Source organism: Flavobacterium piscisymbiosum, assembly GCF_020905295.1.
GTDB classification, from domain to species: Bacteria; Bacteroidota; Bacteroidia; order Flavobacteriales; family Flavobacteriaceae; genus Flavobacterium; species Flavobacterium piscisymbiosum.
In genome coordinates, this window is record NZ_JAJJMM010000001.1 from 74,069 (window position 1) to 98,768 (window position 24,700).

General features: G+C 33.3%; 23 protein-coding genes and 1 tRNA gene. 13 read left to right on the forward strand and 11 right to left on the reverse strand.

What is annotated here, in order from left to right; translation table 11 throughout:
- Positions 1–178: 178 nt before the first annotated feature.
- The 3 genes from LNP81_RS00405 to LNP81_RS00415 all read right to left on the reverse strand — a co-directional run bounded on the left by LNP81_RS00405 (position 179) and on the right by LNP81_RS00415 (position 3,448).
- Positions 179–1,150 carry a hypothetical protein gene (locus tag LNP81_RS00405; protein WP_230032489.1) on the reverse strand — a complete coding sequence of 324 codons (972 nt, stop codon included), beginning with the start codon at positions 1,148–1,150 and terminating at the stop codon, positions 179–181.
- A gap of 166 nt (positions 1,151–1,316) precedes the next feature.
- Positions 1,317–2,417, reverse strand: coding sequence for a tetratricopeptide repeat protein (locus LNP81_RS00410; protein WP_230032490.1), 1,101 nt, complete (start codon positions 2,415–2,417; stop codon positions 1,317–1,319).
- Positions 2,418–2,845: 428 nt separating this feature from the next.
- Positions 2,846–3,448 carry a hypothetical protein gene (locus LNP81_RS00415; protein WP_230032492.1) on the reverse strand — a complete coding sequence of 201 codons (603 nt, stop codon included), beginning with the start codon at positions 3,446–3,448 and terminating at the stop codon, positions 2,846–2,848.
- A 271-nt stretch (positions 3,449–3,719) separates the two neighbouring features.
- Here LNP81_RS00415 and LNP81_RS00420 point away from each other — a divergent pair.
- Positions 3,720–3,792 (forward strand) — tRNA-Lys (locus LNP81_RS00420).
- Positions 3,793–3,910: 118 nt separating this feature from the next.
- Here LNP81_RS00420 and LNP81_RS00425 read toward each other — a convergent pair.
- Entirely contained in the window at positions 3,911–4,681 is a 771-nt protein-coding gene (locus LNP81_RS00425) for a hypothetical protein (RefSeq protein ID WP_230032493.1), read from the reverse strand.
- A gap of 184 nt (positions 4,682–4,865) precedes the next feature.
- Between LNP81_RS00425 and LNP81_RS00430 the strand changes: the two genes are divergently transcribed.
- Positions 4,866–5,678 carry a helix-turn-helix domain-containing protein gene (locus LNP81_RS00430; RefSeq protein WP_230032497.1) on the forward strand — a complete coding sequence of 271 codons (813 nt, stop codon included), beginning with the start codon at positions 4,866–4,868 and terminating at the stop codon, positions 5,676–5,678.
- Positions 5,679–5,759: 81 nt separating this feature from the next.
- The gene (locus LNP81_RS00435; RefSeq protein ID WP_230032498.1) at positions 5,760–7,424 is read left to right on the forward strand and encodes a serine hydrolase domain-containing protein; all 1,665 of its coding nucleotides are present in this window, start codon (positions 5,760–5,762) and stop codon (positions 7,422–7,424) included.
- A gap of 133 nt (positions 7,425–7,557) precedes the next feature.
- On the opposite strand, the gene LNP81_RS00440 is transcribed toward LNP81_RS00435, so the two are convergent.
- Both LNP81_RS00440 and LNP81_RS00445 read right to left on the reverse strand, forming a co-directional pair.
- Positions 7,558–8,262, reverse strand: a complete 705-nt coding sequence (locus LNP81_RS00440; protein ID WP_230032500.1) for a hypothetical protein — start codon at positions 8,260–8,262, stop codon at positions 7,558–7,560.
- A gap of 2 nt (positions 8,263–8,264) precedes the next feature.
- Positions 8,265–9,251 carry a hypothetical protein gene (locus LNP81_RS00445; protein WP_230032503.1) on the reverse strand — a complete coding sequence of 329 codons (987 nt, stop codon included), beginning with the start codon at positions 9,249–9,251 and terminating at the stop codon, positions 8,265–8,267.
- Positions 9,252–9,617: 366 nt separating this feature from the next.
- On the opposite strand from LNP81_RS00445, the gene LNP81_RS00450 reads away from it, so the two are divergent.
- The 9 genes from LNP81_RS00450 to LNP81_RS00490 all read left to right on the forward strand — a co-directional run bounded on the left by LNP81_RS00450 (position 9,618) and on the right by LNP81_RS00490 (position 18,286).
- The gene (locus LNP81_RS00450) at positions 9,618–10,562 is read left to right on the forward strand and encodes a DUF4421 family protein (RefSeq protein WP_255700727.1); all 945 of its coding nucleotides are present in this window, start codon (positions 9,618–9,620) and stop codon (positions 10,560–10,562) included.
- A gap of 186 nt (positions 10,563–10,748) precedes the next feature.
- A complete protein-coding gene (locus tag LNP81_RS00455; protein ID WP_230032510.1) occupies positions 10,749–11,249 on the forward strand; it encodes a tetratricopeptide repeat protein in 501 nt (166 codons plus the stop codon).
- A 135-nt stretch (positions 11,250–11,384) separates the two neighbouring features.
- The gene (locus LNP81_RS00460; protein WP_230032513.1) at positions 11,385–12,347 is read left to right on the forward strand and encodes an ion channel; all 963 of its coding nucleotides are present in this window, start codon (positions 11,385–11,387) and stop codon (positions 12,345–12,347) included.
- Between the two features lie 72 nt (positions 12,348–12,419).
- A complete protein-coding gene (locus tag LNP81_RS00465) occupies positions 12,420–13,319 on the forward strand; it encodes a MerR family transcriptional regulator (RefSeq protein WP_230032516.1) in 900 nt (299 codons plus the stop codon).
- 38 nt (positions 13,320–13,357) lie between these two features.
- On the forward strand, positions 13,358–14,824 hold the full coding sequence (locus LNP81_RS00470; RefSeq protein ID WP_230032518.1) for a phytoene desaturase family protein: 1,467 nt from the start codon (positions 13,358–13,360) through the stop codon (positions 14,822–14,824).
- A gap of 3 nt (positions 14,825–14,827) precedes the next feature.
- Positions 14,828–15,667: a phytoene/squalene synthase family protein gene (locus LNP81_RS00475; protein ID WP_078005799.1), complete on the forward strand. Its 840-nt coding sequence runs from the start codon at positions 14,828–14,830 to the stop codon at positions 15,665–15,667.
- A 147-nt stretch (positions 15,668–15,814) separates the two neighbouring features.
- Positions 15,815–16,255 carry a sterol desaturase family protein gene (locus LNP81_RS00480; RefSeq protein WP_230032532.1) on the forward strand — a complete coding sequence of 147 codons (441 nt, stop codon included), beginning with the start codon at positions 15,815–15,817 and terminating at the stop codon, positions 16,253–16,255.
- A 149-nt stretch (positions 16,256–16,404) separates the two neighbouring features.
- Positions 16,405–16,866: an SRPBCC family protein gene (locus LNP81_RS00485; RefSeq protein WP_230032534.1), complete on the forward strand. Its 462-nt coding sequence runs from the start codon at positions 16,405–16,407 to the stop codon at positions 16,864–16,866.
- 124 nt (positions 16,867–16,990) lie between these two features.
- A complete protein-coding gene (locus LNP81_RS00490; RefSeq protein WP_230032537.1) occupies positions 16,991–18,286 on the forward strand; it encodes a cryptochrome/photolyase family protein in 1,296 nt (431 codons plus the stop codon).
- A 352-nt stretch (positions 18,287–18,638) separates the two neighbouring features.
- Here LNP81_RS00490 and LNP81_RS00495 read toward each other — a convergent pair whose 3' ends face one another.
- Genes LNP81_RS00495 through LNP81_RS00510 form a run of 4 tightly spaced genes read right to left on the reverse strand, consistent with a single transcriptional unit; the run spans position 18,639 to position 22,753 of the window.
- Positions 18,639–20,057, reverse strand: a complete 1,419-nt coding sequence (locus LNP81_RS00495; protein WP_230032540.1) for an SDR family oxidoreductase — start codon at positions 20,055–20,057, stop codon at positions 18,639–18,641.
- Between the two features lie 5 nt (positions 20,058–20,062).
- Entirely contained in the window at positions 20,063–20,746 is a 684-nt protein-coding gene (locus LNP81_RS00500; RefSeq protein ID WP_230032543.1) for an SDR family NAD(P)-dependent oxidoreductase, read from the reverse strand.
- A gap of 43 nt (positions 20,747–20,789) precedes the next feature.
- Positions 20,790–22,094: an ABC1 kinase family protein gene (locus LNP81_RS00505; protein WP_230032545.1), complete on the reverse strand. Its 1,305-nt coding sequence runs from the start codon at positions 22,092–22,094 to the stop codon at positions 20,790–20,792.
- A complete protein-coding gene (locus tag LNP81_RS00510; protein WP_230032548.1) occupies positions 22,091–22,753 on the reverse strand; it encodes a TetR family transcriptional regulator C-terminal domain-containing protein in 663 nt (220 codons plus the stop codon). Before LNP81_RS00510 ends, LNP81_RS00505 begins: the two co-directional genes overlap by 4 nt.
- Before the next feature lie 97 nt (positions 22,754–22,850).
- On the opposite strand from LNP81_RS00510, the gene LNP81_RS00515 reads away from it, so the two are divergent.
- A complete protein-coding gene (locus LNP81_RS00515; RefSeq protein WP_230032551.1) occupies positions 22,851–23,762 on the forward strand; it encodes a TIGR01777 family oxidoreductase in 912 nt (303 codons plus the stop codon).
- A gap of 3 nt (positions 23,763–23,765) precedes the next feature.
- Here the strand turns inward: LNP81_RS00515 and LNP81_RS00520 are convergent, their stop codons facing one another.
- Positions 23,766–24,335 (reverse strand): YceI family protein, encoded by a 570-nt coding sequence (locus tag LNP81_RS00520; RefSeq protein ID WP_230032552.1) that lies wholly within the window; start codon positions 24,333–24,335, stop codon positions 23,766–23,768.
- Positions 24,336–24,700 lie beyond the last annotated feature (365 nt).

Genomic DNA, 24,700 nt, shown 5'->3' on the forward strand with positions numbered 1-24,700 from the left:
TGTCTTGTTCATATAGTTCTCTCTTCTTTTAGCATTGGTGGTAACGTTCTGGCGCTTGGCGTGGTTGGGGAATAAAGATGCGAGATTTTTCGGTTAAACACAAATTTTCCAAATACAAAACCATCTTTAAATTCAGCCTAAAACCCCAATCACGCCAAACGGCTGTTAGCACTAGTTCTTATTGTACGATGTCTTTTAGTTTTGTTCCAAAATATTTCTGTTCAGGGGTTTCTTTTAAGTTTTCTAACAATATTTCGGTTAATAAATCAATATCTTCTTTTATCTCTTCGTTACCTAAATTAAATCGTGGGTCTTTTTCTCGTGATTCATATAAATAAATTTCAGTCATAGTATCCAATAATATAAATAATCTTAAACAATTTTCTTTTGTAGCAAATTGATTGTCATTTAATAAATGTGAAGCAACGTGACGATTAAAGTTTGCATATGAATTCCCTGTAGAAGTAGGTTTATAAAAGTGTTCATTTAGTATTTTATCACAAGCTTTTGTGAAAATATTGTGGAAAAGAATATTAGCGGGAAAAGGTTGTCTTAATGCAGAATTTTTGAAAAATTTTCTAATTTCTTCAAATTCTGGCTTAGAATCTGTTTCAGAAAATCCCATCCATCTAATTATTACTCCCTCAATAACAGGTATTAGTGTTAAATAACAGCTTATAAAGTTTCCTCTGTAATAGCATAAAGTAGATGCGTCAACTAACTTAGAGAAAATTTTAAAATATTCAAACTTTTCAATTCTACCTTTTTTTTGAAGAACTCTAAGTTTAGGATGCATTGTCATTTTACCAATTATTTCAAGAATCTGGTTTTCTGAGTTAGGTAAATTTGGTAGAAGAGATGTAATATGATTTAATTCTCCTAATGTTGAGAATATTGGTAACAGTAATGCGTGTTCAGATAGTTTTTCGTTTAATTTTAAAATTGCTGAGATTTCATCATTTGATGTTGTCAAAACATTTTCTTTTTTTTGTTTTCTTTCTTTTTTTGCATTTTCTAAAGACAAATTATAAGCTTTTGAACCATAACTATACCATTGATCAGTGTCAAATTGTGATTTTATTGATACGATTGATTCTCCATTATTGATTGAATTAATAATTTCTTGAGCTTTTATGGTTGCTTTTGTCATTTTGTACGTTTTTTTCGGAGGTAGAATTAGTGCTAACGTTCTGGCGCTACACGAGGTTTGGGATTAAAGATGCGAGGTTTTTCGGTTAAACACAAATTTTCCAAATACAAACAATCTTTAAATTCAGCCAAATGCCCAAATCTCGTGTAACGGCTGTTAGCAGATGTTATATTTTAGTTCGCCAATAGTTATAGTTTCCACTACAGTTTGGGTCTCCAAGATTTTTTCCATATTCTAAATATTTTAGTCCATTTGAATTGCCTAATTCACACATAGCTACTCCGGTATGATTTAATAACATTGCGTTATTATTGTCAAATTTCAAACCTTCAAGACTGTATTTTTCGCATAATCTCCAATTTTCTTGAGTTCCATAAATAGCAGATAAACATAAATACGGAATAATGTCATTCACTCCTTTGTTTATTAATTCTTCTGCAAGTAATTTCCCTTTATTTAAATCGTGTTGTTCAAAAGTCGCTTTTAAGCATTGTTCCAATTCAAACCTTACATTTCCGATTGAATTACTGCCTATTGTAGTTTGATTTATTCCAATTTCATCTAATTTGTTCTTTGCAGAGTTATTTCCTAATCTAGCTGATGCTTTTAAAAACTCTAATGATTTTTCTTGATAACCTTTTAAGTCATAAATTTGAGATAATAGCAAATAAGGATTAGAATAATTTTTATCTATGGAAATTGCTTTTTCACAATCTATTATTGCGTCGTTTAACTCGCCTAGATTTTTTCGAGCATTGCCACGATTATTATAAATTCTTTGAAGAGAAACACCAAGTAATACGCCTCCGTCCAAACCTTCTAAATCTTCTTTATTTTTACTTTGTAAATTGGTTTTAAGTTGTAATGCAAATGTGTAAAATTCTTTAGCCTTATTATCATTTTTTAAATTTAAAAAGCAAAAACCAACTTGATGGTATAATGCGTAAACATCTTCATCATTCTCACTTAATTCTATAGCAATTTCATAATTTTCTATTGCTTTTTTATATTCTGATAAGTCTTCATAACAATTTGCTTTAAATGCAAAATATTCCCATTTTTCACTATTTCCTGATTCTAGGCACAAGTTGATAGTTTCCAATGCGTTACTTACATAGTTACGCATATAAGATATTTTTGCCAATTGGAATAATTGTTCATTATCTTTTAATTTTTTTTCTCCAAAAAATAAAGAATTGAAAATTGACTTTTTGGTTTTTGATAATCTGTCTTTTGGTCTGTTAAATGCTTTTGAGAATACTTCCATTTCGTTCGGTTTTAATAATATCTGCTAACTCGCATATATGTCTGACGATGTTAGACTTATCTACCCTGATTTAGACAGCTATGTCTCACAAAAATCAGTAGTTAGTTGTTTTCAAAAATAAGATTTTTATTTCATAAACTATCAAACGAACTTTTATTTATAGAATACTTTTTGGACTAACAGAAGCGTAAACTCTGGTTTTTTTTCTACTTTGATGAACGAGAATGAGACTTTAAATAATGAAGTTAAAAATAAATGGCAAAATTATATATCATTCAAAATCTTTAAATCTTCTAATAAAAGGTTCGAATTCTGTACCGTCAAGGTCACACAAAAAAGAAACCTATTTCATTGAGAAATAGGTTTTTTTATATCTTTTTAATTTTGTAATATATACTTGTATCATGCAAATACAAACTGTTATTATTTTAATTTGGCAATATACAAACCCATTTATTATTTTTCTTTTTAATTAAAACAGAACCATTGAATCCGCTTTGAGTCCCATATTCTAATCCAGTCAGCAATTCAACAACAACGATTCCATTTTGTTTCTCAGCATCAAAACACACACGTGAAAACTTAAGAATTTTATATTCTTGATCTGCAACAATCTTCACTTCAGAAATCTCAGATTGGCTATATGGCTTTTTAAGCTTTATTTTTTTCTTGTCAAAATCTCTATATTGAAGTTCCTTAAAACGATTTGAATTCACAATACCATAAAATATTATTGAATCAGATTTTGAAAATTCATTATTTTTAAACATCCATAGATTATCTTCCTTTTCTTGAGCAATTGGAATAAGAGCATCAGAGAGATAAACTTTTATATTTAATGAATCAATATTCGGCTTATAAACTGCAATATGATCGATTGAATCAGGTACATTCAACAATGTATTTAAATCCTTTTTTATTAAAAAATCATTACTAATATCTTCAATAGCTTTTAATTCCTCAATTTCATAAGAATCATTACAACTTTGCAGAATCATAGCTATTAAAAAAACTAATAAGAATTTCTTCATTTTTTTTGTATTTTTTGATTGAACTAATATAGAAAAAAAATGATCTAGTAGTTTATTATAATCAAATCTTCTAATAAAAGGTTCAGATTTCTTACCGTCAAGGTCACAAAAAATTAAAACCACAAAAAAAATATTTTATTTTTCTTTTGTTTCCACCTCTATTTCAACTCATTAATCCAAAACAATACATTTACATTAAATTAACTTAAAAGAAGGTAGTGATATTTAAAAAATAACTCCTTATATTTGCACCCGCATTCAAGAAAAGAATGACTCGATAGCTCAGTTGGTAGAGCACATCACTTTTAATGATGGGGTCCTGGGTTCGAGCCCCAGTCGGGTCACAAAAAAAAGGTCAAGTATTAATTTACTTGACCTTTTTTCATTTTAGGATCTTTACAGAAATGACAGACCCTCTAAAGTACTTTTTTTTCATTTAAAACAAATCTCTTATCATATTCATTAATAATACTCGAAATATTGTTCGGCTATTTGATTAATCTCTCCTTTGTAATTATAAGAAGTACGCAGCAACCAATTATCATTTCTATCATATTTATAAGTATAAGTGGTCGTTTCTTTACTACTAGAATTGGTTTTCATTATAGGATTACCAAATTCATCATTTTTATACGTAACTATACTTTTAAGTATTGGTTTATCCAAATATCCTGGCGGACTAATACTCCAAAACGATTCTTTTATTCTATAATTATCAGCATCATATTCATAATGTTTTTCCATATTCAGCTTCTCATCCTTACCATAATTCATATGCCCAACTAAATTTCCTTTCTCATCACGAATAAAAACTGTTTTCGACTGCAAGACACTTCCCTCATAAAACCAATAACTTACTTCATTTTTAGTCGTATCCTGTTTTACGGTAATAAGAAATGATTGGCTCATTTTTGTTCCCGGATAATAATAGTCAGACGCATTAAGAACACCATCTGTATCATAATAATATTTCATTTCAAGTACTTTAGCATTATAAGAAACGGAATTGGATGAAAGAAGAAAGCCTTTTTCATTATACATATTACCAATTCCCGTTTGGCATATTTTATTATTATCCGCAAGAGGTATCTCAGTGCCATCAAGAAAACATTGACCAAATGATTTTACATTCCCCTTTAAATTAACATCTTTTAGATCATTATGATTGGTTTGCGCAAGTGATATATTAAAAGTAAAAAACAGAAGACAGGTTGTTGTTAAGAATGTTTGCATTTTTATTATTAAGATTTCTAAGTGACACCAAAATAAACAATCTCAAGTAAATCAAACCTCTTCTGTAACTTTTTATGATTTATTTCTTCTAATAGATAAAACCAAAATTCTTTATGTATTAATTTAGAGTACATTTAGAACCATCGAAAATACCTCAGCACTTAATAAAATTAATGCGATTAACATGAAACATCTGCAAAGAGGCGCATTTTACGGGCAAACCAATGAAACTATTTTACTGGACGGAATAACCTTAACAGATACCGTTTACACCCACAGTAAAGTCGATTGGCATTATCATGAAAACGCTTATTTTACTTTTATCCTTGAAGGCAATGTTATCGAGGGAAATAAAAAAGAGATCTACAATTGCTCTCCCGGAAGTTTGCTTTTTCATAATTGGCAGGAACCTCATTATAATATAAAACCTGACGGATTTACCAGAGGTTTTCATCTCGAAATCGAAAAACATTGGTTTGATACTATTGCATTATCAGAGGATAATTTGCAAGGAAGCATCAACATCGCAAAACCGGAAATTAAGTTTTTAATGTATAAAGTTTTCAGAGCTGCGAAAATTGAAGGTGCTGCCGTAGATTTTTCTACACAAACATTACTGATCGAAATCTTATCAAAACTAAGCGCACACAACAATTCATTACTATACAAAAATCCAAAATGGGTACAAATTATTGACGAAATTCTCCACGACCAGATTGGAGATACCATTTCGTTAGATTATTTATCTAAAATAGCCGGAATACATCCGGTTCACCTGTCAAGAGATTTTTCTAAATACTTTCACTGCACTTTAAGTGAATACATGAGGAAATTAAAAGTCGAAAAAGCACTTTCACTTCTTTCTTTACAAAAACAGTCCTTAACCGAAATCGCTTACGAATGTGGGTTTTCTGATCAAAGTCATTTTACAAGATGTTTCAAAGAGGTAAACGGATTAAATCCTTCTGCACATTTAAAATTACTTTTAATGAAATAATGCCAAATGTTAATCTGGTACAATTTTTAATGCTGGCGGCAGAATAATTTTACACCTCAATCAAATCAATCAATCAAAAATATGAAACGAACATTATTTCTACTTGCAATCAGCCTTTTCTGTCTTACTGGCTTTAGCCAAAATACGGATCTTTTTAAAACCGAAGGAATTACGGGAGAACTTCATCAATCAAACATTGGAAAAGTTACTTTTATGGATGGCAACATTCCATTAGATCAATACAAAAAAACCGATTTTCTTCAGTCATTCAACCTTACGTATAAATCAAATCTTAACATCAGGATTTTTCTGGATAACTCAATAACAAATTATTTACATCAATTAGCTCCCAATTTATCGGCTGAAGAACTTGTAGAAATGGGTAATCTTCAGTTTTCTTTTTATATTGATAATAAATTCATTTATAAAGACAACATTAACTCCGGCTGTAATTTTGGGTACGGAAGCAGCAAAAATACCTCAACAACATTAAGAATCCCGCTTACCAGTTCTAAAGCCGAAAATCTTTGGGCTTTACACATGTGGGACCGTTTTAAACTTAATGGCGGAGAAAAAGCATTAACAAACGGAACTCATACGCTAAGAATCGAAGTTAGACCTTATATCATTACCAATAAAAATACCGAAGCCATAGTGGGAAATTTAATAGCAAAAGGGCAAATTAAACTGATCATAAAAACCCCCGAAGTAACTGCCAAACAAATGAAAATACAGCCAATATTGCCCAACAGCGGATGGGAAGTTTCTGATTTTCAATTTGACAAAAAGAAAATTGAATTACTAAATAAGGAAATTGCTTCATACAATCTAAAAGAAATAACAAGTGTTGTCGCCATTTATGATGGTAAACTTTTGATAGAAGAATATTTTAATGATGCCGCCAGAAATACCTTGCATGATACCCGTTCGGCAGGAAAATCTTTTGCGTCGACACTTATGGGTTTAGCCATAAATGATGGATCTATTAAAAATGAAAATCAACCACTTAGCTCTTTTTATAATTTAAAAGACTATGCAAATTATAACATAAAAAAAGACAGCATAAAAATAAAAGACCTGCTCACGATGAGCTCTTCATTTGAAGGATCTGACGCCCATAGCGAGTCACCAGGAAACGAAGAAAACATGTATCCCACAGACAACTGGGTAAAATTTACATTGGATTTGCCTACTGATCCTACTAAAACAAATGGAGCCAAATGGGACTATTTTACGGCCGGTGTGGTACTTTTAGGAGATATTCTGGATAAAAGTGTTCCTGGCAGACTAGAAAAATACGCCGATGAAAAACTTTTCAAACCCTTAAACATTACCAATTATCAATGGCAATATACGCCGCAAAAAGTACCAAATACAGCGGGCAGCCTGCAAATGACTTCGCTTGATTATGCCAAATATGCTCAGTTATATAAAAATAATGGCGCATGGAATGGCAAACAAATAATCCCAGCAAATTGGGTCGAAAAAACCTTTACAAAACAAATTAAGATTTCTGAGCGAGAGAACCAATTCTACAGTTATTTGTTTTGGAATAAAACAGTCAATTACAAAGGTAAAAATTACGAAACCTATTATTGCGCCGGAAATGGCGGAAACGAATTTATAATTTTTAAAGATTTACCGCTTGTAGTAATCATCACTTCAAAAGCTTTCAATAAACCTTACGGACATGCTCAGGCAGACAAAATAGTTCACGATTATTTATTGCCGGCGATTTTAAAATAAAATTATCGGTTTGATTTTATAATTCGCACCAAAAAACATAAAGAATTAAAAAAGGTAAAACATGCAATATGTTTTACCTTTTTTTAATGCCATCAACAAGTCAGGCAAATTATAAATATTCAACATAAAAGCTTTACTCCTGCTTAAATGCTTTCAAACTTCCGTCATCATTAAATTGTATCGAGTATCTTTCCCTACTCCCATTTATACTCGAAGGATACCAGCGCATCTTATTATCCCAAATAGAAACATAAGCACTTGTAAGAGGTTTTGCTCCCTCTATTTCTTTTGCTTTCTCATTGTAAGTAGACGTTACTTTGGCAACATTTACAAACTTAATTTTATTAAGTGAAACCAAACGCTTTTGAACCTCGTCCCTAACCGATAGCTGAAGAGGTTTTGGTTCAGACCACTTACCATCTTTATAATCATAAATATCCACATATTTAGGATTTGTTGGATGCTGAAGCATCACATTAATGAGTCCGTCATTATAAAAATACAGCGTCGAATAAATAAAAATCTCTTTTCCGGCATATTGAGGCAATTTCCTCAAAGCCTCCTCTGCTTTTTCTAATTCGTTTGTATCTGTTAGAAAATTGACATTCTTTCCTTCGGTATGTATATGTCCTACAGAATGTGTTTCAATTGCTGTTTTTATAATTTGCTCAACATCAATCTGAGTATTTACCGTTGTTTCAGGTATTGTGTTTTCTTTCTCTTTTTCCTTTTGCACTAAAGTATCATTCGGCTTAAAGGTCTCATCGATAGTTTTAGTTACCTGCTCACAACTTAACAAAAGCTGACAGCAAATTAGCAGTATAATTAATTTTCTCATCGTTAGTCTATAGTATTTAGATCGCTTGCAAAAGCAATTTTATTTGGATTTTCCGGCAGATAAAAAATCTCTATTTTTTCCTGTTTGGTAATATCGAGTTCAAGAAGCCTGATTACTTTTTTCAGACTATTGCGATGAACATGATGTTTGTTATCCGTGTACTCGAGTTCAAAACAAATCTCGGGCTGGTCATTAATATAAGTTCCGGTTTGGCTTACTTTAATCAATTTCGCCCAGGTTTTTATTCCCTTAAACTTGATCATTGATGAACTGCCATTTAATCCTGTAAGCTTACTGTAAATAAACTTCAAAAGATATCTAAAAAACAAAAGCACCATCGGACACACAATCAGCGGATGTCCAAAACTTATAAAGCGCCAGCCCATACCATAACTTTCTGTTCGATATGCGTAAATATAATAACCAATTACTGCAGCAACAAATACCAGCCAGCCGAATACAATAAATGCTATCCTCACTATATTTAAACCCACTTCTGTAGTGGCAATAATAAAATGCGGAGCTTCTTTGGCATCTCTGTCAAGTATTAAACTTAATTTTTTTCCCGCTTCAAAACGACGTTGGTGAGGTTTAGCATCCGTAATAACAGTCTTGCTTGTAATTTCTGTATCAGCCAGGTTTTTAAATGATAGTTCAAGTTCATAGGTATTGAATTTCTCATTGGGTTTAGATGTTTTTACAGCGCTTAAAATTTTTGCTTCGCGCGATACTCCGCCCAACTTTAGTTTTTCTATGTTTCTTTTTGAGATAAAAATTTGAAGAATCCATTTGTGGAAATAGCCAATTAAAACAATCAACCAAAGAATTATCGAAATCGAAACTATAATCAAAGCCAACCACGGATTTTTATCTTTCAGCGTAGTTACATCAAATTCACTATTAACGCTATAATAAATAAGCATTGGAAACGGAATTGTAAAAAACAACATATAGAGCGCACCAAAAGCAAGGGCAAAATTTTTTCTCATTCTTTTTAATTATTATTGGGGTTACTAATTAAAACGTTTATTTTTAGAAAAAAAACATTCCTTTTCCTGAGTATATCTATCTATTACAACATTGTTGTACAAATAGATACCAATCAAATTTACATAAAAAATTATAGCAGAAAAGAAATTAGAATAAAATCTCAATTAAGAAATGAATCCCTTTTTAAATAAAATTATCGTTTTATAAAAACAAATAGAATAACTCTAAAACACATTTTATTTACATTAGATTATAAATTTTTGTAACTAAAATCAATTAATTACGTCTTATTTTTAACCCCTGTAAACCTTTTTAATCGGTTTTTCTAAAATACTAAGAGTCCTTATTTTCCGTCTGACATCCTAATGAAATTATATTTTTCTTTTTTGCTCTTTTTTATCCTTCCTTATTTTTGCGAGGCGCAGATTGACACAACGTATATTAAACCTTTTCACAATAAAGTCTCTCTAAGAACTTATCTATCGATGAAATTTATTTCGATGGAAAAGGAAACAGATGGAGAAATTAAAAATTTCATGCCCAATACTCCGATGAGTTTAGGTTTTGGAGTTGCTATAAAAAATACCATAATCGATTTAAGCTATGGTCACAGTTTGAGTTTCCTGAAAGATGATGAAAAAGGAGAAACCAAAGCACTTGATTTTCAAATTCACCATTACGGGAAAAAGTTCATTATAGACCTTTTTATACAAAAATATCATGGCTTTTATACTTCAGATCAATCGGATAAAAACACACAACTATATCCTGACTTAAATATTCAGCAATATGGCGCTTTTGGCCAATATGTTTTTAACAATAAGAAATTCTCCTATAAAGCCGCTTTTAATCAAAACGAAAGACAATTAAAATCAGCAGGAAGCTTTTTGCTTGGCGGAGGAGTTTATTTTACCAAAATAGGTTCTGACAGCTCTTTTGTACACAAATCTAAAAATTCATTACGCAATTTCCAATTCGGAGTAAGTGGAGGTTATGCTTATACCTGGGCAATTAACAAAAGATGGTTTACCAGCGGATCAGCAACTATGGGGGTAAACTTTGGTACTGAAAGAATAAACGATTTTGGCAAACAAAAGATAGAAATCTACCCTACATTTTTCCCAAGAATATCTGTTGGTTATAATAAAGAAAATTGGTCTCTTGGTCTATCATATATCAACAACCTTATATTTTCTTCTTTCTCAGGCAATGACACTAACAACATTGCTTTATCGTCAGGAAATTTACAAATTGGATATATCTGGAGGCTAAATTCCAATCCGTTTGTTCGTAATAAGAAATCAGATTAAATAATCTTTTTTTTAACAGAAATAAAAACCTAGTTTCCAATGCTTTACTACAACAAAAAACAAATTATCCAAAAAGAATAAATTAAATAATAGTTATTTCACAAAAGAACTTTCCCAACAAAACAAAACTTTACTAAATTCGTTTCCAGAATTATTTAACCTACTAACCTAATCCCAAATTGGTTTATGAAACACTTTTTAATTGCATCATTTATTATGATCACTTGCTCTACGTGGGCACAATCTGCAACTGGCTATTTTGACAAAGCCATGAAAAAAGCCGAAGCCGGCAACACAAAAGGCGCAATTGCCGATTACACAAAAGCCATTAGCATGAATTCTAAATTCGTCGAAGCGTACCAAAATCGTGGTGTTGCAAAATTTAAACTCAACGATCTAAAAGGCGCTCAAGCTGATTTTAGCAAAACAATCGACCTCGACAGTATGAACGCAGATGCATTTACCGGCAGAGCCAATGTAAATTACAAACTAAACAACTTTAAAGAAACCGTTGACGATTGCACCTCATCACTTGGTTTAAACCCAAAAGATTATATTGCTTACAACTTAAGAGCATTAGCTTACAATAAAATGGGAGACAAAAAAAATGCCTGCAAAGATTTCTCTAAAGCAATCGAATTAGGCAGCCAGAGCGCCATAAAAAACAAAGCGACTTTTTGTAAATAAAACGTCATCAAACGCATTCAATATTAAAGCAATCTGTAAAAATCAGTTTTACAGATTGCTTTTTTTATTCAAAAAACTTCGACTTAATTTCATCTCAAAGTTATCCTTACATTTGTCCTTTAATACAAACTTTTAATGGCACTTTTAAAAAAGATAAACCACAAAGCACAAACCGATAAAAACTCCGGCTTTGGTGCAAATGCAAACAGTTACGGAGGAAGATTTGTAAACAAAGACGGAACCCCTAATATCGAAAAAAGAGGCATGCATTTCTTTCGCCGCATCAGTTGGTATCACACCATGATTGATATGCCCAACTGGAAATTCATGTCGATTTTGTTTATTTTTTACATTGTCCTCAATTTTATTTTTGCCGTTATCTATTATGCCATTGGTATCGAACATCTCGACGGAATCGAACAATCTCAAAGCGTTTTAACCCAATTTGGCCAGGCCTATTTTTTCAGTGCACAAACTTTTACAACGGTTGGTTACGGACACATTAGTCCAACAGGTTTTTTAACCAGTGCATTATCAGCAGCCGAAGCTTTAATTGGTTTATTAAGTTTTGCCATTGCAACAGGTTTATTTTTTGGAAGATTCAGCAAACCAACTGCATTTTTAAAATTTTCAGACAATGCCCTGATTTCACCTTACGGGAAAAACAAAGGATTAATGATACGTTTGGTCCCTTTTAAAAATACCAACTTTACAGATGCTACAGCAAAAATTACATTAGTGATGAGTGTGGAAGAAAATGGCGAGCAAACCAATAAATTTTACAGTCTGGAACTCGAATTAGACAAAATAAATGCCCTTTCGTTAAGCTGGACTCTCGTGCATCCAATTACTGAAAACAGTCCGTTGTATAATTTTACCAAAGACGATTTCAAAAAAATACACGGTGAGATATTCGTGTTTATAACCACTTTCGACAATATGTATAGTAACACAGTAGCCGCGAGAACATCATACACTTTTAATGAAATCATTTATGGAGCAAAATTCGAAACTATGTACAATCGAAGCAAAGACAGTTCTAAAACAATTTTGCATTTAGATAAATTAAATAAATTCTCCAACATCAAATTCGATTAATTCTCTAATCTTAAGAAGATTTTAAGACACATCTCAGATTTTATTCTATTTTTGTTCACCAAATAGCCAGTAATGATAAACAATATTAAGACTGTTTTCAGCATAAAAGATCTTGAAAACTTATCAGGAATAAAAGCACACACCATTCGTATCTGGGAGAAAAGATACAACATCTTAGAGCCAATGCGTACCGACACCAACATTAGACTCTATAACCTGCAAAATTTACAGAAGCTTTTAAACATTACTTTATTACACGAATACGGATATAAGATCTCTAAAATAGCAACGTATCCCGAAGAAAAGATACCGCAATTGGTTCGTGAAATTATTTCGAAGAAAAATTCTCAGAATTACGCCATAACTTCATTCAAAATGGCCATGATGAATTTTGACCAGGAAATATTCTTCAATACTTTTGATTGGCTGATCTCTGAAAAATCATTCAAAGAAGTTTTCAAAGATCATTTTCTTCCTTTATTGAAAGAATTAGGATTATTATGGCAATCAGAAACCATAACTCCTGCAAATGAACATTTCATGAGTCATTTGATCAAACAAAAAATATTAATCTACACCGAAAGTCTTCAAATATTAAAACCAAGTAAGACCAATAGAATTTTTGTGCTTTCGTTACCATTAAACGAAATTCATCAAATAGGTTTATTATACCTGCAATACGAAATTTTATCCCATGGCTACAAAACCATTTATTTGGGCGAAAGTATGCCCATCGAAAACCTTCAGGATTTAACCAAACATTTCGAGAACATTACATTTATATCTTTCATGACAGTGCAGCCGGATCGCAGTGTTATCAATCAGTATGTAAAATCTATGGGGCAAAAATTACTTCAAAAAAACAATGAAATATGGTTAATGGGAAATATGGTAGAGCATATTGACCAGAAAACACTACCCGAAAGAATACGAATTTTCGATTCTATGGAAGAAACAATTAGTATGCTATAATTAATTTTGTTTAAAGTTTTTGTACATTTGTTAAACAAATGAAAAAAACAATAGCAATAATAGGATCAGGCTTCTCTGCTTTAGCCGCTTCATGTTACTTGGCACAACAAGGAAACAAAGTGACGATTTATGAAAAAAACGAATCTATTGGCGGCAGGGCAAGACAATTCAAAAAAGAGGGTTTCACTTTTGATATGGGACCAAGCTGGTACTGGATGCCAGATGTCTTTGAACGCTTTTTTCACGATTTCAATAAAAAAACTACCGATTATTACGAGCTTATAAAACTAAATCCTGCTTACAGGGTTTATTTTGGCGTAGATGATTTCATCAGCATCTATGACAATCTCGAAGAAATAAAAACCACTTTTGAAAGCATAGAAAAAGGAAGTGGCCACGAACTCGAAACTTTCATCAAGCAGGCTAAAAGCAATTATGATATTGCGATTAAAGATTTGGTGTATCGTCCCGGAGTTTCTCCGCTTGAATTAATCACCGTGGAAACTACTTTAAAACTCAATCAGTTTTTTAGTACCGTAAGTACTGATATTCGTAAGAAATTCAAAAACGAACGACTAATTCAGATTTTGGAATTTCCCGTTTTATTTCTAGGGGCAAAACCTACCAAAACTCCATCATTCTATAATTTCATGAATTATGCCGATTTTGGCTTAGGAACCTGGCACCCAAAAACCGGAATGTTCGACGTTGTTCGCGGTATCGAAAAACTGGCTTTGGAACTTGGAGTTACAATAGAAACCAATGTTGCTATCGAAAAAATAATTGTCGAGAATAAAACTGCAACCGCAATTGTCATCAACGGAAAAACGATACAAGCCGATATCATTTTAAGCGGAGCCGATTATCATCATACCGAAACTTTATTAGATATCGAGCATCGTGCCTATTCAGAGAAATATTGGGAAAGCAGGGTTTTCGCACCGTCTTCACTTTTGTTCTTTGTTGGTTTTGATAAAAAAATAGAAAACATTTCGCATCACGCTTTATTTTTTGATGTCGATTTCAATCAGCATGCAGCCGATATTTACGATGAACCAAAATGGCCGGATGCACCTTTGTTCTACGCCAATTTTCCATCAAAAACAGATCAGACTGCAGCACCGGAAGGCATGGAAAGCGGATTTTTTCTCATACCGTTAGCACCGGGAATACATGATAGTGAAGCACTTAGAGAAGAATATTTCGAGAAAATTATTACTCGTTTTGAGGAGCTTACACAACAAAAAATTAAAAATAATATTATCTTTAAGAGATCATTTTGCAAGAATGACTTCGTAACCGATTATAACGCTTACAAAGGAAATGCTTACGGAATGGCCAATACCTTATTGCAAACGGCTTTTTTAAGACCAAAACTAAAAAGTAAAAAAGTCCGGAATTTATATTTTACAGGACAATTAACCGTTCCTGGCCCAGGTGTTCCGCCTGCTTTAATTTCAGGAAAACTAGTAGCCGAGTTAATTCAAAAATCTTTTAGATCTTAAAAAATGAAATCACTATTCGACACCGTTTCTTTCAAATGTAGCAAATTGGTCACCCAAAACTACAGTACATCTTTTTCGTTAGCGGTAAAAATGCTTTCACCAAGCATTCGTGAAGCGATTTACAGCATTTACGGATTCGTTCGTTTTGCTGACGAAATTGTCGATTCATTTCATGAGTACGACAAAGAAAATCTTATTAATGATTTCGAAAAAGAATATTACAAAGCCGTTGAGTTTGGCATTAGCTTAAACCCTATTCTCAACTCTTTTCAGCATACCGTAAAAGAATACAATATTACTGATGATTTGGTTCAGGCTTTCCTTAAAAGCATGAAACTAGACCTCATCAAATCAACCTACAATTCACAAACCGAATACGAAGACTATATTTACGGCTCTGCCGATGTTGTGGGTTTAATGTGTCTAAAAGTTTTTGTAAAAGGAAATGAACAAAAATACGAGCAGCTAAAAAACGAAGCCATGAGTTTAGGATCGGCATTTCAGAAAGTGAATTTTCTGAGAGATCTTAAAGATGATAATTTGGTTTTAAACCGAAATTATTTTCCCGGAGTCGATTTAAATTCTTTTGATGAAAATGCCAAAACCACGATCATCAACGAAATCGAAGAAGACTTCAGGATTGCTTATCAGGGAATTGTAAAATTGCCTATCGAAGCACAATTTGGGGTTTATACCGCTTACATCTATTACAAAAAGTTACTAAAAAAACTAAAAAATACACCGTATTACGAAATTGGAAGCTCAAGAATCAGAGTTTCAAATTATACAAAGGCTGGACTTTTAGCGCAATCTTTTGTAACTTACAAGTTGAAACTGGTTTAGATTTCAACGCCTTTTATGTCATTGCGAGGAACGAAGCAACCTCACTATCATAAACGTAAAGTTTGATTTAGCAAATGCGATTGCTTCGTTCCTCGCAATGACAAGATTGGCGAAAATTAATTATTATAATAATTCAAAACATAAAAAATGATTTCTTTCTTCATCTTTTTAGGCGTTTTTCTCTTCATGGAATGTGTAACCTGGCTCACGCACAAATACATTATGCACGGGCTTATGTGGTATTTTCACGAAGATCATCATCAACCCAAATACCCGGATACTTTTGAGCGCAACGATATTTTCTTTGTCATTTTCGCCATTCCCAGTATTGTTCTTTTTTATTTTGGCGTTCAGGGCGGATTCAATTATTTGTTTTTCATCGCTTGCGGAGTTACGACTTATGGCGCTTGCTATTTTTTAATTCACGATGTTTTAATTCATCAGCGTTTTAAATGGTTTAAAAACACCAAAAACAAATACCTGATTGGTTTACGAAAAGCTCATAAAATACACCACAAGCATTTAGGAAAAGAGCACGGAGAATGTTTCGGAATGTTATTCGTTCCTTTCAAATATTATAAAATGTAGCATAATTTGGGCGTTACCCGCAGAAAAAGCGGGTCGGGTCTTCCGTTCCCGCTTTTTTGTATCAGGCAAAAAAAGCCTGACACAAAAAGAGCTCCACTACAACCCCTAACGCAAACGCATCTCAAGAACCATTCGTAATAATCGATTTTATGAAAGTATATAAGCTAGAAACCGTACAACACTTAAACGCCAGTATCGAAAAATGTTGGGACTTTTTCTCGAGTCCACAAAACCTTCAAACGATAACACCTGACGATATGAGTTTCGTAATTGAAGATTTCGACGGCAAACGCATGTATCCCGGGCAAGTGATTACCTATACTTTAAAACCTCTGTTAGGAATCAAAATAAATTGGATGACCATCATAACCATTTCATCAGAAAATCAATATTTTGTAGACGAACAGCGTTTTGGTCCGTACGCATTATGGCATCACAAACACTTTTTTGAACCTACAGAAACCGGTACAAAAATGACCGATGTGGTACATTATGCCCTACCATTTGGTTTCTTAGGACAAATTGCCAATACAATAATGGTCAGGAACAAACTGAAATCCATTTTTGAATATCGCCACAAAAAAATCGAAGAACTATTCAATTCAAAATAATTTTACGCCCAGATTAATTTTAACGCAGATTAATTAAATTAAAATAAAAAATAAATCTGCCTAAATCTGCAGAATCTGCGTGAAACCAAAATCCTTTATAATCTGTGGCAAAAGAAATATAATAATGACTAAACAAAAAGTTACTTTTTTCTGGTTTCGACGTGATTTACGTCTCGATGACAATATCGGATTATTCAATGCCCTGCAATCTGATTTTCCCGTAATTCCGTTATTTATTTTTGATGAAGATATTTTAGAAAATCTTCCTAAAGATGATGCGCGCGTTAGTTTTATCTACGATTCACTCGAAGCAATAAACAAACAACTTCAGGCAATTGATTCTTCCATCTTAATCAAAAAAGGAAAAACTTTCAACGTTTGGAAATCGCTTGTAGAAGAGTTTGATATTCAGCAAATCTTCTTTAATAAAGATTATGAACCTTACGCTATAAAACGTGATCTGACTATTTCGGCTTTATTAAAAGAAAATAATATAGAAGCTTTTTCATTCAAAGATCATGTGATTTTCGAAGAAAAAGAAATCACCAAAGCTGATGGACTTCCGTACACAATTTATACACCTTATAAAAACAAATGGCTGGAGAAATATCATCTTTCAGGACAAGCTTTTGAATATGACACAAAACCATTGTTTTCTAACTTTGCTAAAAACAATTTCAAGTTTCCTGAATTATCCAAAATTGGTTTTGAAAGAAGCACGATAAAAGTATTGCCTCATAACTTAACTCAAATAGGTAATTATAAAGAAATAAGAGATTTTCCGGCTTTGGATGGTACATCTTATCTTTCTCCACATTTACGTTTCGGGACGGTTAGTATTCGCAAATTAGTGAATTGGGCGAACAAGAAAAACCAGACTTTTTTAAGCGAATTAATCTGGAGAGAATTCTTTATTCAGATTCTGTTTAACTTCCCGAATTGCGTGAATCACAATTTCAAGTCGGCTTATGATGGCATTCAATGGCGCAATAACAAAGACGATTTTAAACGTTGGTGTTCCGGAACTACCGGTTACCCAATGGTCGATGCGGGAATGCGTCAGCTAAACGAAACCGGTTATATGCACAATCGTGTTCGTATGGTTGTCGCCAGTTTCTTATGCAAACATTTATTGATCAACTGGCAATGGGGCGAAGCTTATTTTGCCGAGAAATTACTGGATTTCGAATTGGCATCAAACGTAGGCAACTGGCAATGGGCAGCAGGAACAGGTTGTGATGCTGCACCCTACTTCAGGGTTTTTAATCCGGAAATTCAACTAAAGAAATTCGACGAAAAAGGAATCTACATTCGTAAATGGATTCCTGAATTTGATTTAGGATATAATGAACCAATGGTAGATCACGCTTTTGCAAGGGATCGTGCAATTGCGACTTATAAGGCTGGGATAATTAAATAAATTCCAAATTTTTTATCCCGAAGCTTCGTGACCAAATCCCAATACTTTTCGAAACTTTTACCCAATTTTGTCATCCTTGAAGAAGGAAGGATCTCCGCAAGAAACTCCGTTCCTAAAAGTAAACCCGACAGGTTTTAAAAACCTGTCGGGTTTGTTATTATAATAAAAACGAATTTCTAATCTTTGACGAGTTACGAGTGTGATCCTTCCTTCGTCAGGATGACAAAATTGTAATATTAATGGATAAAAGTTCTAATAAAAACTGCATCCCTAGCCCTGATAGAAGCGATATCCTTTTGTGGCGGGGTTCGCCACAAAAGATATAGCGGATAGCAGGAAACAGCTCCTAAAACTACTTAATGAGTTTATTAAGCATTCCGTTGAAAATAAAACCATGAAACGGTAAAACAGAATACCAATAGAGTTTTCCTAAAATACCTTTGGGTTTGAAGGTTGCTGCCTGATATAAGGTATTGTGAATGATTTTGAATTCGAGCCAGGCTTCTCCGGGCAATTTCATTTCGGCGTATAAGATCAGTTTTCCTTCTTGTTTATTGGCGTATAAAACGCGCCAAAAATCTAAAGCATCGCCGGAATGAATGTCGTGTTTATTGGTTCGGCCACGGCGCAAACCTACACCTCCAAAAAGCTTATCGATAAAGCCTCGTAAACTCCAGAGCCAATCGCCGTAATACCAACCTGTCTCGCCTCCTATTGACCAGATTCTATCTATGGTATAATCGCGATTTTCGATTTCTTTTTTTCTCCGGTCGATGTAGCAATCTTTTTTAGGAACTTTTAGATGTGCCGAGATATTGCGGTTAAAACGTCCGCTTACAAGAGAATCTTTCCAGCTTGAAGCCACTTTATCTTCTTCGACTTTGATTAAAGCTCTCGAAAGCGCTTGTTTATACGTCATGGGCTTCACTTGCAAAAGCTCATTAATGCGATGATCGTTGCAAATAACCTCGACTTTCATACTGCTTACCAAAGCCGATGCCAGTTTATATGAGGTTGAGGTAACAAAATACAGCCAGTATGATGACAATTTAGGTGTCATTACGGGAATAGTAAAAATGTACCGTTTGAGATTTTTTGCTTCGGCGAAAGCCAATAGCATTTCTTTGTAGGTGAGTATATCCGGACCTCCAATATCAAAACTCTGATTATAAGTGACTGGATTTAAAAGTGATTTGGAGAGAAACTCCAAAACATCGTTTATCGCAATGGGCTGGCATTTTGTATTGAGCCATTTGGGCGTAATCATTACCGGAAGTTTGTTGACCAAATCGCGGATGATTTCGAAAGAAGCACTGCCCGATCCTACAATAATTCCGGCTCTTAAAGTGGTTAAGGGTACTATTGATTTCGCTAAAATACTTTCGACATTTTTGCGGGACGACAAATGTTTAGAAAGTGACTTATCATTTACAATTCCGCTTAAGTACAGGATTTGTTGTGACTGAGTCTGATTTATTCTTTCGGTAAAATTAGTTGCCGAAATACTTTCTAACTCATCATAATTGGTATCAGAACCTGACATGGAATGAATGAGGTAAAAAGCGGCATCAATATCGGCAGGAATTGCTGTCAGCGTTTCTTTTTCTAGAAAATCGACTTCAATGACTTGTACTTTTTGCAGAAAATCTGCGGGTATGTAAAACCTGTTTTTATCTCTTACACAGCAAATTACCTGATGTCCCTGCGCCACTAAAATAGGCAAAAGACGTTTACCAATGTAACCTGTTGCACCTGTCAGGAGAATTTTCATAGTGTCTAGATTTTAAAAGTCACTAATCCATAATCCATTTCGAAAATTTGACCTGAAATAGAATTCGCTTTTTCAGAAATCAGGAAATCAACCATTTGGGCAACTTCCTGAGGTTTTAAATAACTTTTCATAGGATGGCGATCGATCATGTTTTCTTTCATGCGATCGTTTCGCAAGATCGAAGCCGCAAGTGAAGTATCTGTAATAGTAGGCGCAATGGCATTGACACGAACTACAGAAGCCAATTCGGCCCCAAGTGATTTTGTCAAGCCTTCGACACCTGCTTTTGCAGTTGCAATACTGGCATGAAAAGGCATTCCTAATTTTACGGCAACGGTACTGAATAAAACGATCGAAGGTTCATCACCTTTTTTTAAAACAGGCAAATATTTCTGAATAACTTTTACAGCGCCAATGACATTGATTTCGAAATCTTTTCTAAAATCATCAATACTTAAATTCGAGATAGGTTTTAGCGTAATAGAACCGGGACAATAAACTAAAGAATCTATTTCGTCTAGATCAGGAAGTTCCTCCTGCAATACATCTAAACCAAAATGAGTAAGATTAGGATGCGTAAGTTCCGGTGCGCTCCTGCTGATATTATACACCCGATTGGTTTCGAGCTGTTGCAATAAAACAGCACTTCCGATTCCTTTGCTTCCTCCGATAATTAGAATATTTCTCATTTATTTAAGTTTAATTTTATTATCGGAGTACTATTTTTAACTCCTAATATTTTATATAATTCGAAACCACAATCTTCGCTTTCAAATCAAACATTAAATTATATAGACCAAAGAAAGTACGGTTCATATAAATAAAATGTTTAGAGCCACGATTTCCGTTCATTTTTTTGAGATTGGTATCGTTAGAGAAACGTTCGCCTAATTTCGCAATGCTGTCAAAGAAAGTTTCATCGGCGAAATCGAAAGTTTCATTTTGGAATGGTTTTGTGAAAAGAGATAACAAATCATGAAACATCTCGGTGAAATACTCAATTTCTGCCGGAGTATCATCTGGTCGAAGAATTTCTAATTCGAACAATTTTTGATTGAAAAGCGCTTTATCTGTAATTACATTTTTATTGATTAACTCAAAATATGGCACATAAAATTCTTCGGGAATTATTTTCATACATCCAAAATCAAGTGCAATCAAACGGTTTTGATCATCGACCAAAAAGTTTCCGGGGTGCGGATCGGCGTGTACTTTTCGTAGTACATGAATTTGGTACATATAAAAATCCCAAAGTGCCTGACCTAGTTTATCGCCAGCTTCTTTGTCTGTATTGATGGCGGTAAACTCAGAAAGATGAATTCCTGTCATCCAATCCATCGTGATGATTTTTTCTGATGAAAACTCAGGATAATATCTTGGAAAAAGTAAATTCTCGATTTTATTGCACGCTTCTACTACTTCTTCGCTTTGTTTTAGTTCGAGTAAATAATTGGTTTCTTCGATGAGTTTATCTTCGACTTCTTTAAAATATTTATCAGAATCTTTTCCCTGAAGGTTAAACATTCTAATTGCGATGGGTTTTACCAAAGCCAAATCAGACGAAATACTATTGGCAACACCGGGATACTGAATTTTAACAGCTAACTTTTTACCTTCTTTTACCGCCAAATGTACCTGACCTATACTTGCTGCATTGACAGAATTGGCATTGAATTCGTCGAAGATTTCGTAAGGTGTTTTTCCGAAATTGGTTTTAAACGTTTTTAAAACCAATGGCGCCGAAAGCGGCGGAACGGAAAACTGTGACAAAGAAAATTTCTCGACATAGGCCTGAGGCAAAAAGTTCTTGTCCATGCTTAGCATTTGGGCCACTTTTAGCGCGCTTCCTTTCAGGCTTTTTAGTCCGTCGTAAATGTCTTCGGCGTTATTTTCGTTGAGTTTATCGCGGGTCAAATCAGGATTCACCATTTTTTCGGCATAATGCTTTACATAGTTTACGCCTATTTTTGCACCGGTTTGCACCAATTTACTGGCTCTTTCTATTTTTGATGTTGGTATATAATCGATTGTTTTCATTGTTTGCTGTAGATTTTTTCTTTAAAAAGAAATTTACCTAAATCTATCAAGTGATTTAGAGGCGCAACATTCATTAATTCAAATGAAGCATTTACTGATTTTTCGATAAAAATATCTGTTTTTTCAAAAGCTGCCGAATCATCGTCAACCCAAAATTTTATGGTAAGCATTAATTGCAACCAGGCCGATTCCTGAATTCCTTTTTCCTGAAACTTTCGCAGCTTTTCCTGCTCTAATCTGTAATCGTTGGTTAGGATTCCTGAAACATATTCTTTAAAACTATTGCGAAGCGTAGTAAGTTGTACGAGGTTTTTTAACGGATTTCGGTCGAATTTTAAGGATTGTAAAACATAACTTCTGTTGGCTGTCAGGATTTCGAAAAAGGTGAAATAAAAACTCAACATTTTGTTTTTCATATCATATTCCAGATAATCAGTGTTTTTATGCAGCAAATCGACTGTGTTGGCAAAAAATAATCTGAAAATTTCTTTTTCTAAACCTTCTAGTGTTCCAAAAAACGCATAAAATTCGGCTTCAGTAAAATTATTTTCTTTTGCGAAATGATAAACCGATTTTGGCTTTTGTCCTTTTTCCAGAACTTCTTCCATATATATTGAAACGATGTCTTCTTTACTGATTGTCTTCTTTTTAGCTTCCATCTTATTAAATTTTTAATTTGCCTTAAAGGTAATCAATGTTTAAGTATCTTTACTTATCGTTAAACAGAATACGCTGTTAAATAAATTATAAACTATTATGGCAAAAAATATTTTACTTACCGGAGGAACTGGATTTATAGGCAAACACTTAACCGATTTACTTATTGATAATGGTTTCGAAGTCTCTATTTTAAGCCGTTCTGATAGAAAAAATACTTCATCGATCACCTATTATAAATGGGATTTGACCCGCAATTATATTGATGAAGAAGCAATAGTAAAAGCAGATTACATTATTCATTTGTCAGGAGAAGGAATTGTTGAAAAACGATGGACTAAAAAACGTAAAAAAGACATACTCGAAAGCCGCACACAGCCTATCGATCTTATTTTTTCTGTTTTAGAAAAAAAGAATAAAAAGCTGGATGCATTTGTCTCAGCATCGGCAATTGGAATATATGGCGCTTATACTAACGATAATATATGTACCGAAGATACTCCGCCGGCAAATGACTTTTTAGGCATTACTTGCCAGGAATGGGAAAAAGCGGTCGATAAAATAAATTCGTTAGGAATTCGAACCGTAAAAGTAAGAACCGGAATTGTATTGGGCAAAGGCGAAGGTTTCCTAAAAAAAATAGCTCCGAGTTTTAAAGCTGGTTTTGGTGCCATTTTAGGTACAGGAAAACAATATGTTCCGTGGATTCATATCGAGGATTTATGCAATATTTATTTGAAAGCAATTGCAGACGAGCAAATGCATGGTGCTTATAATTCCTGCGTTACAGACAATACCACAAACGAGAGTTTATCTAAAACACTGGCCAATTTATTTGGATACAAAATCTGGCTCCCAAAAGCACCTGCTTTTGTCCTGAAAATAGTTTTAGGCGAAATGAGTGTGGCTGTTTTAGAAGGCCAAAGAGTTTCATCTGAAAAAATACAAAAAATGGGATTTGATTTTCAATTTACTGATTTAGAAACTGCACTTGCAAGCTGTCTCAATTAAATTTTATTTTAAAGTAAGATACATCGAATCATTGGTTTTAACCACTCCAATTAATTCGGTATTGGCCGTTTTCGAAATTTTAGCAGCAATTTCATTCGGAATCTGGATATTAAAATCAGAAACTGAAATTGGGAAATCAGAAATAATCTGAATTCCGTCGCCTACTTTTTTAATTAAAGCGCTTACCATAATATCTTTCGATTTTCCGCGCAAAACCAATTTTCCTTTTATTTGATATTCTTTCTCCGTTTCATTGATATCTTTTAAATCAAATTTTTCGATTTTTCCTTTAAAAACAGCTTTAGGGTAACGACGGCTTTGCATATAATTTTCGTTAAAATGCTCCTGCATCATATCTAACTTAAAACGAAAATCTCTAACAATCACAGTACAAATAAATGTACTTGTTTTAGGCTCCAGAACAATGGCAACCTGTCTGTTTACAGCTTTTACTTCTTCGAAGAAAGGTACAGAAGCTTCAAAATTTATAGTTCCCGTGTTGGTGAAAAATTTATCCTGTGCGATAACAGAATAGGCTGTAAATAGCAAAATAAAAAAAGTAGTTTTTTTCATAATCGTCAATAATTAAACAATTATGTCATTCGATTTTTTTTATTTTAAGAAGAGAAAAAAACTGGACTTAATATAAGTTTTTAAAAATTGAATGGCAGTACTCCGTGAAAACGTGATAACCAAATGTTTATACTTAAAGTTACGAAATTTTCACGGACACGGTTGCCGATTTTTGCCAAATATTTGTGAAATATTTTTTGTTTGTAAAATGTGAAATGGAGTTGGTGAAAAAATGATTTTTGTTTGGCGAACATTGTCCCTACGTGCAATGTCATTAAGTTAATCTTTTTTAACGCAATCTTGTCAGGCTGAGTGTCCCGAGGCTTCGGGAGAAGCCCATAAGTAACTCGATAAAGAAAATTTTA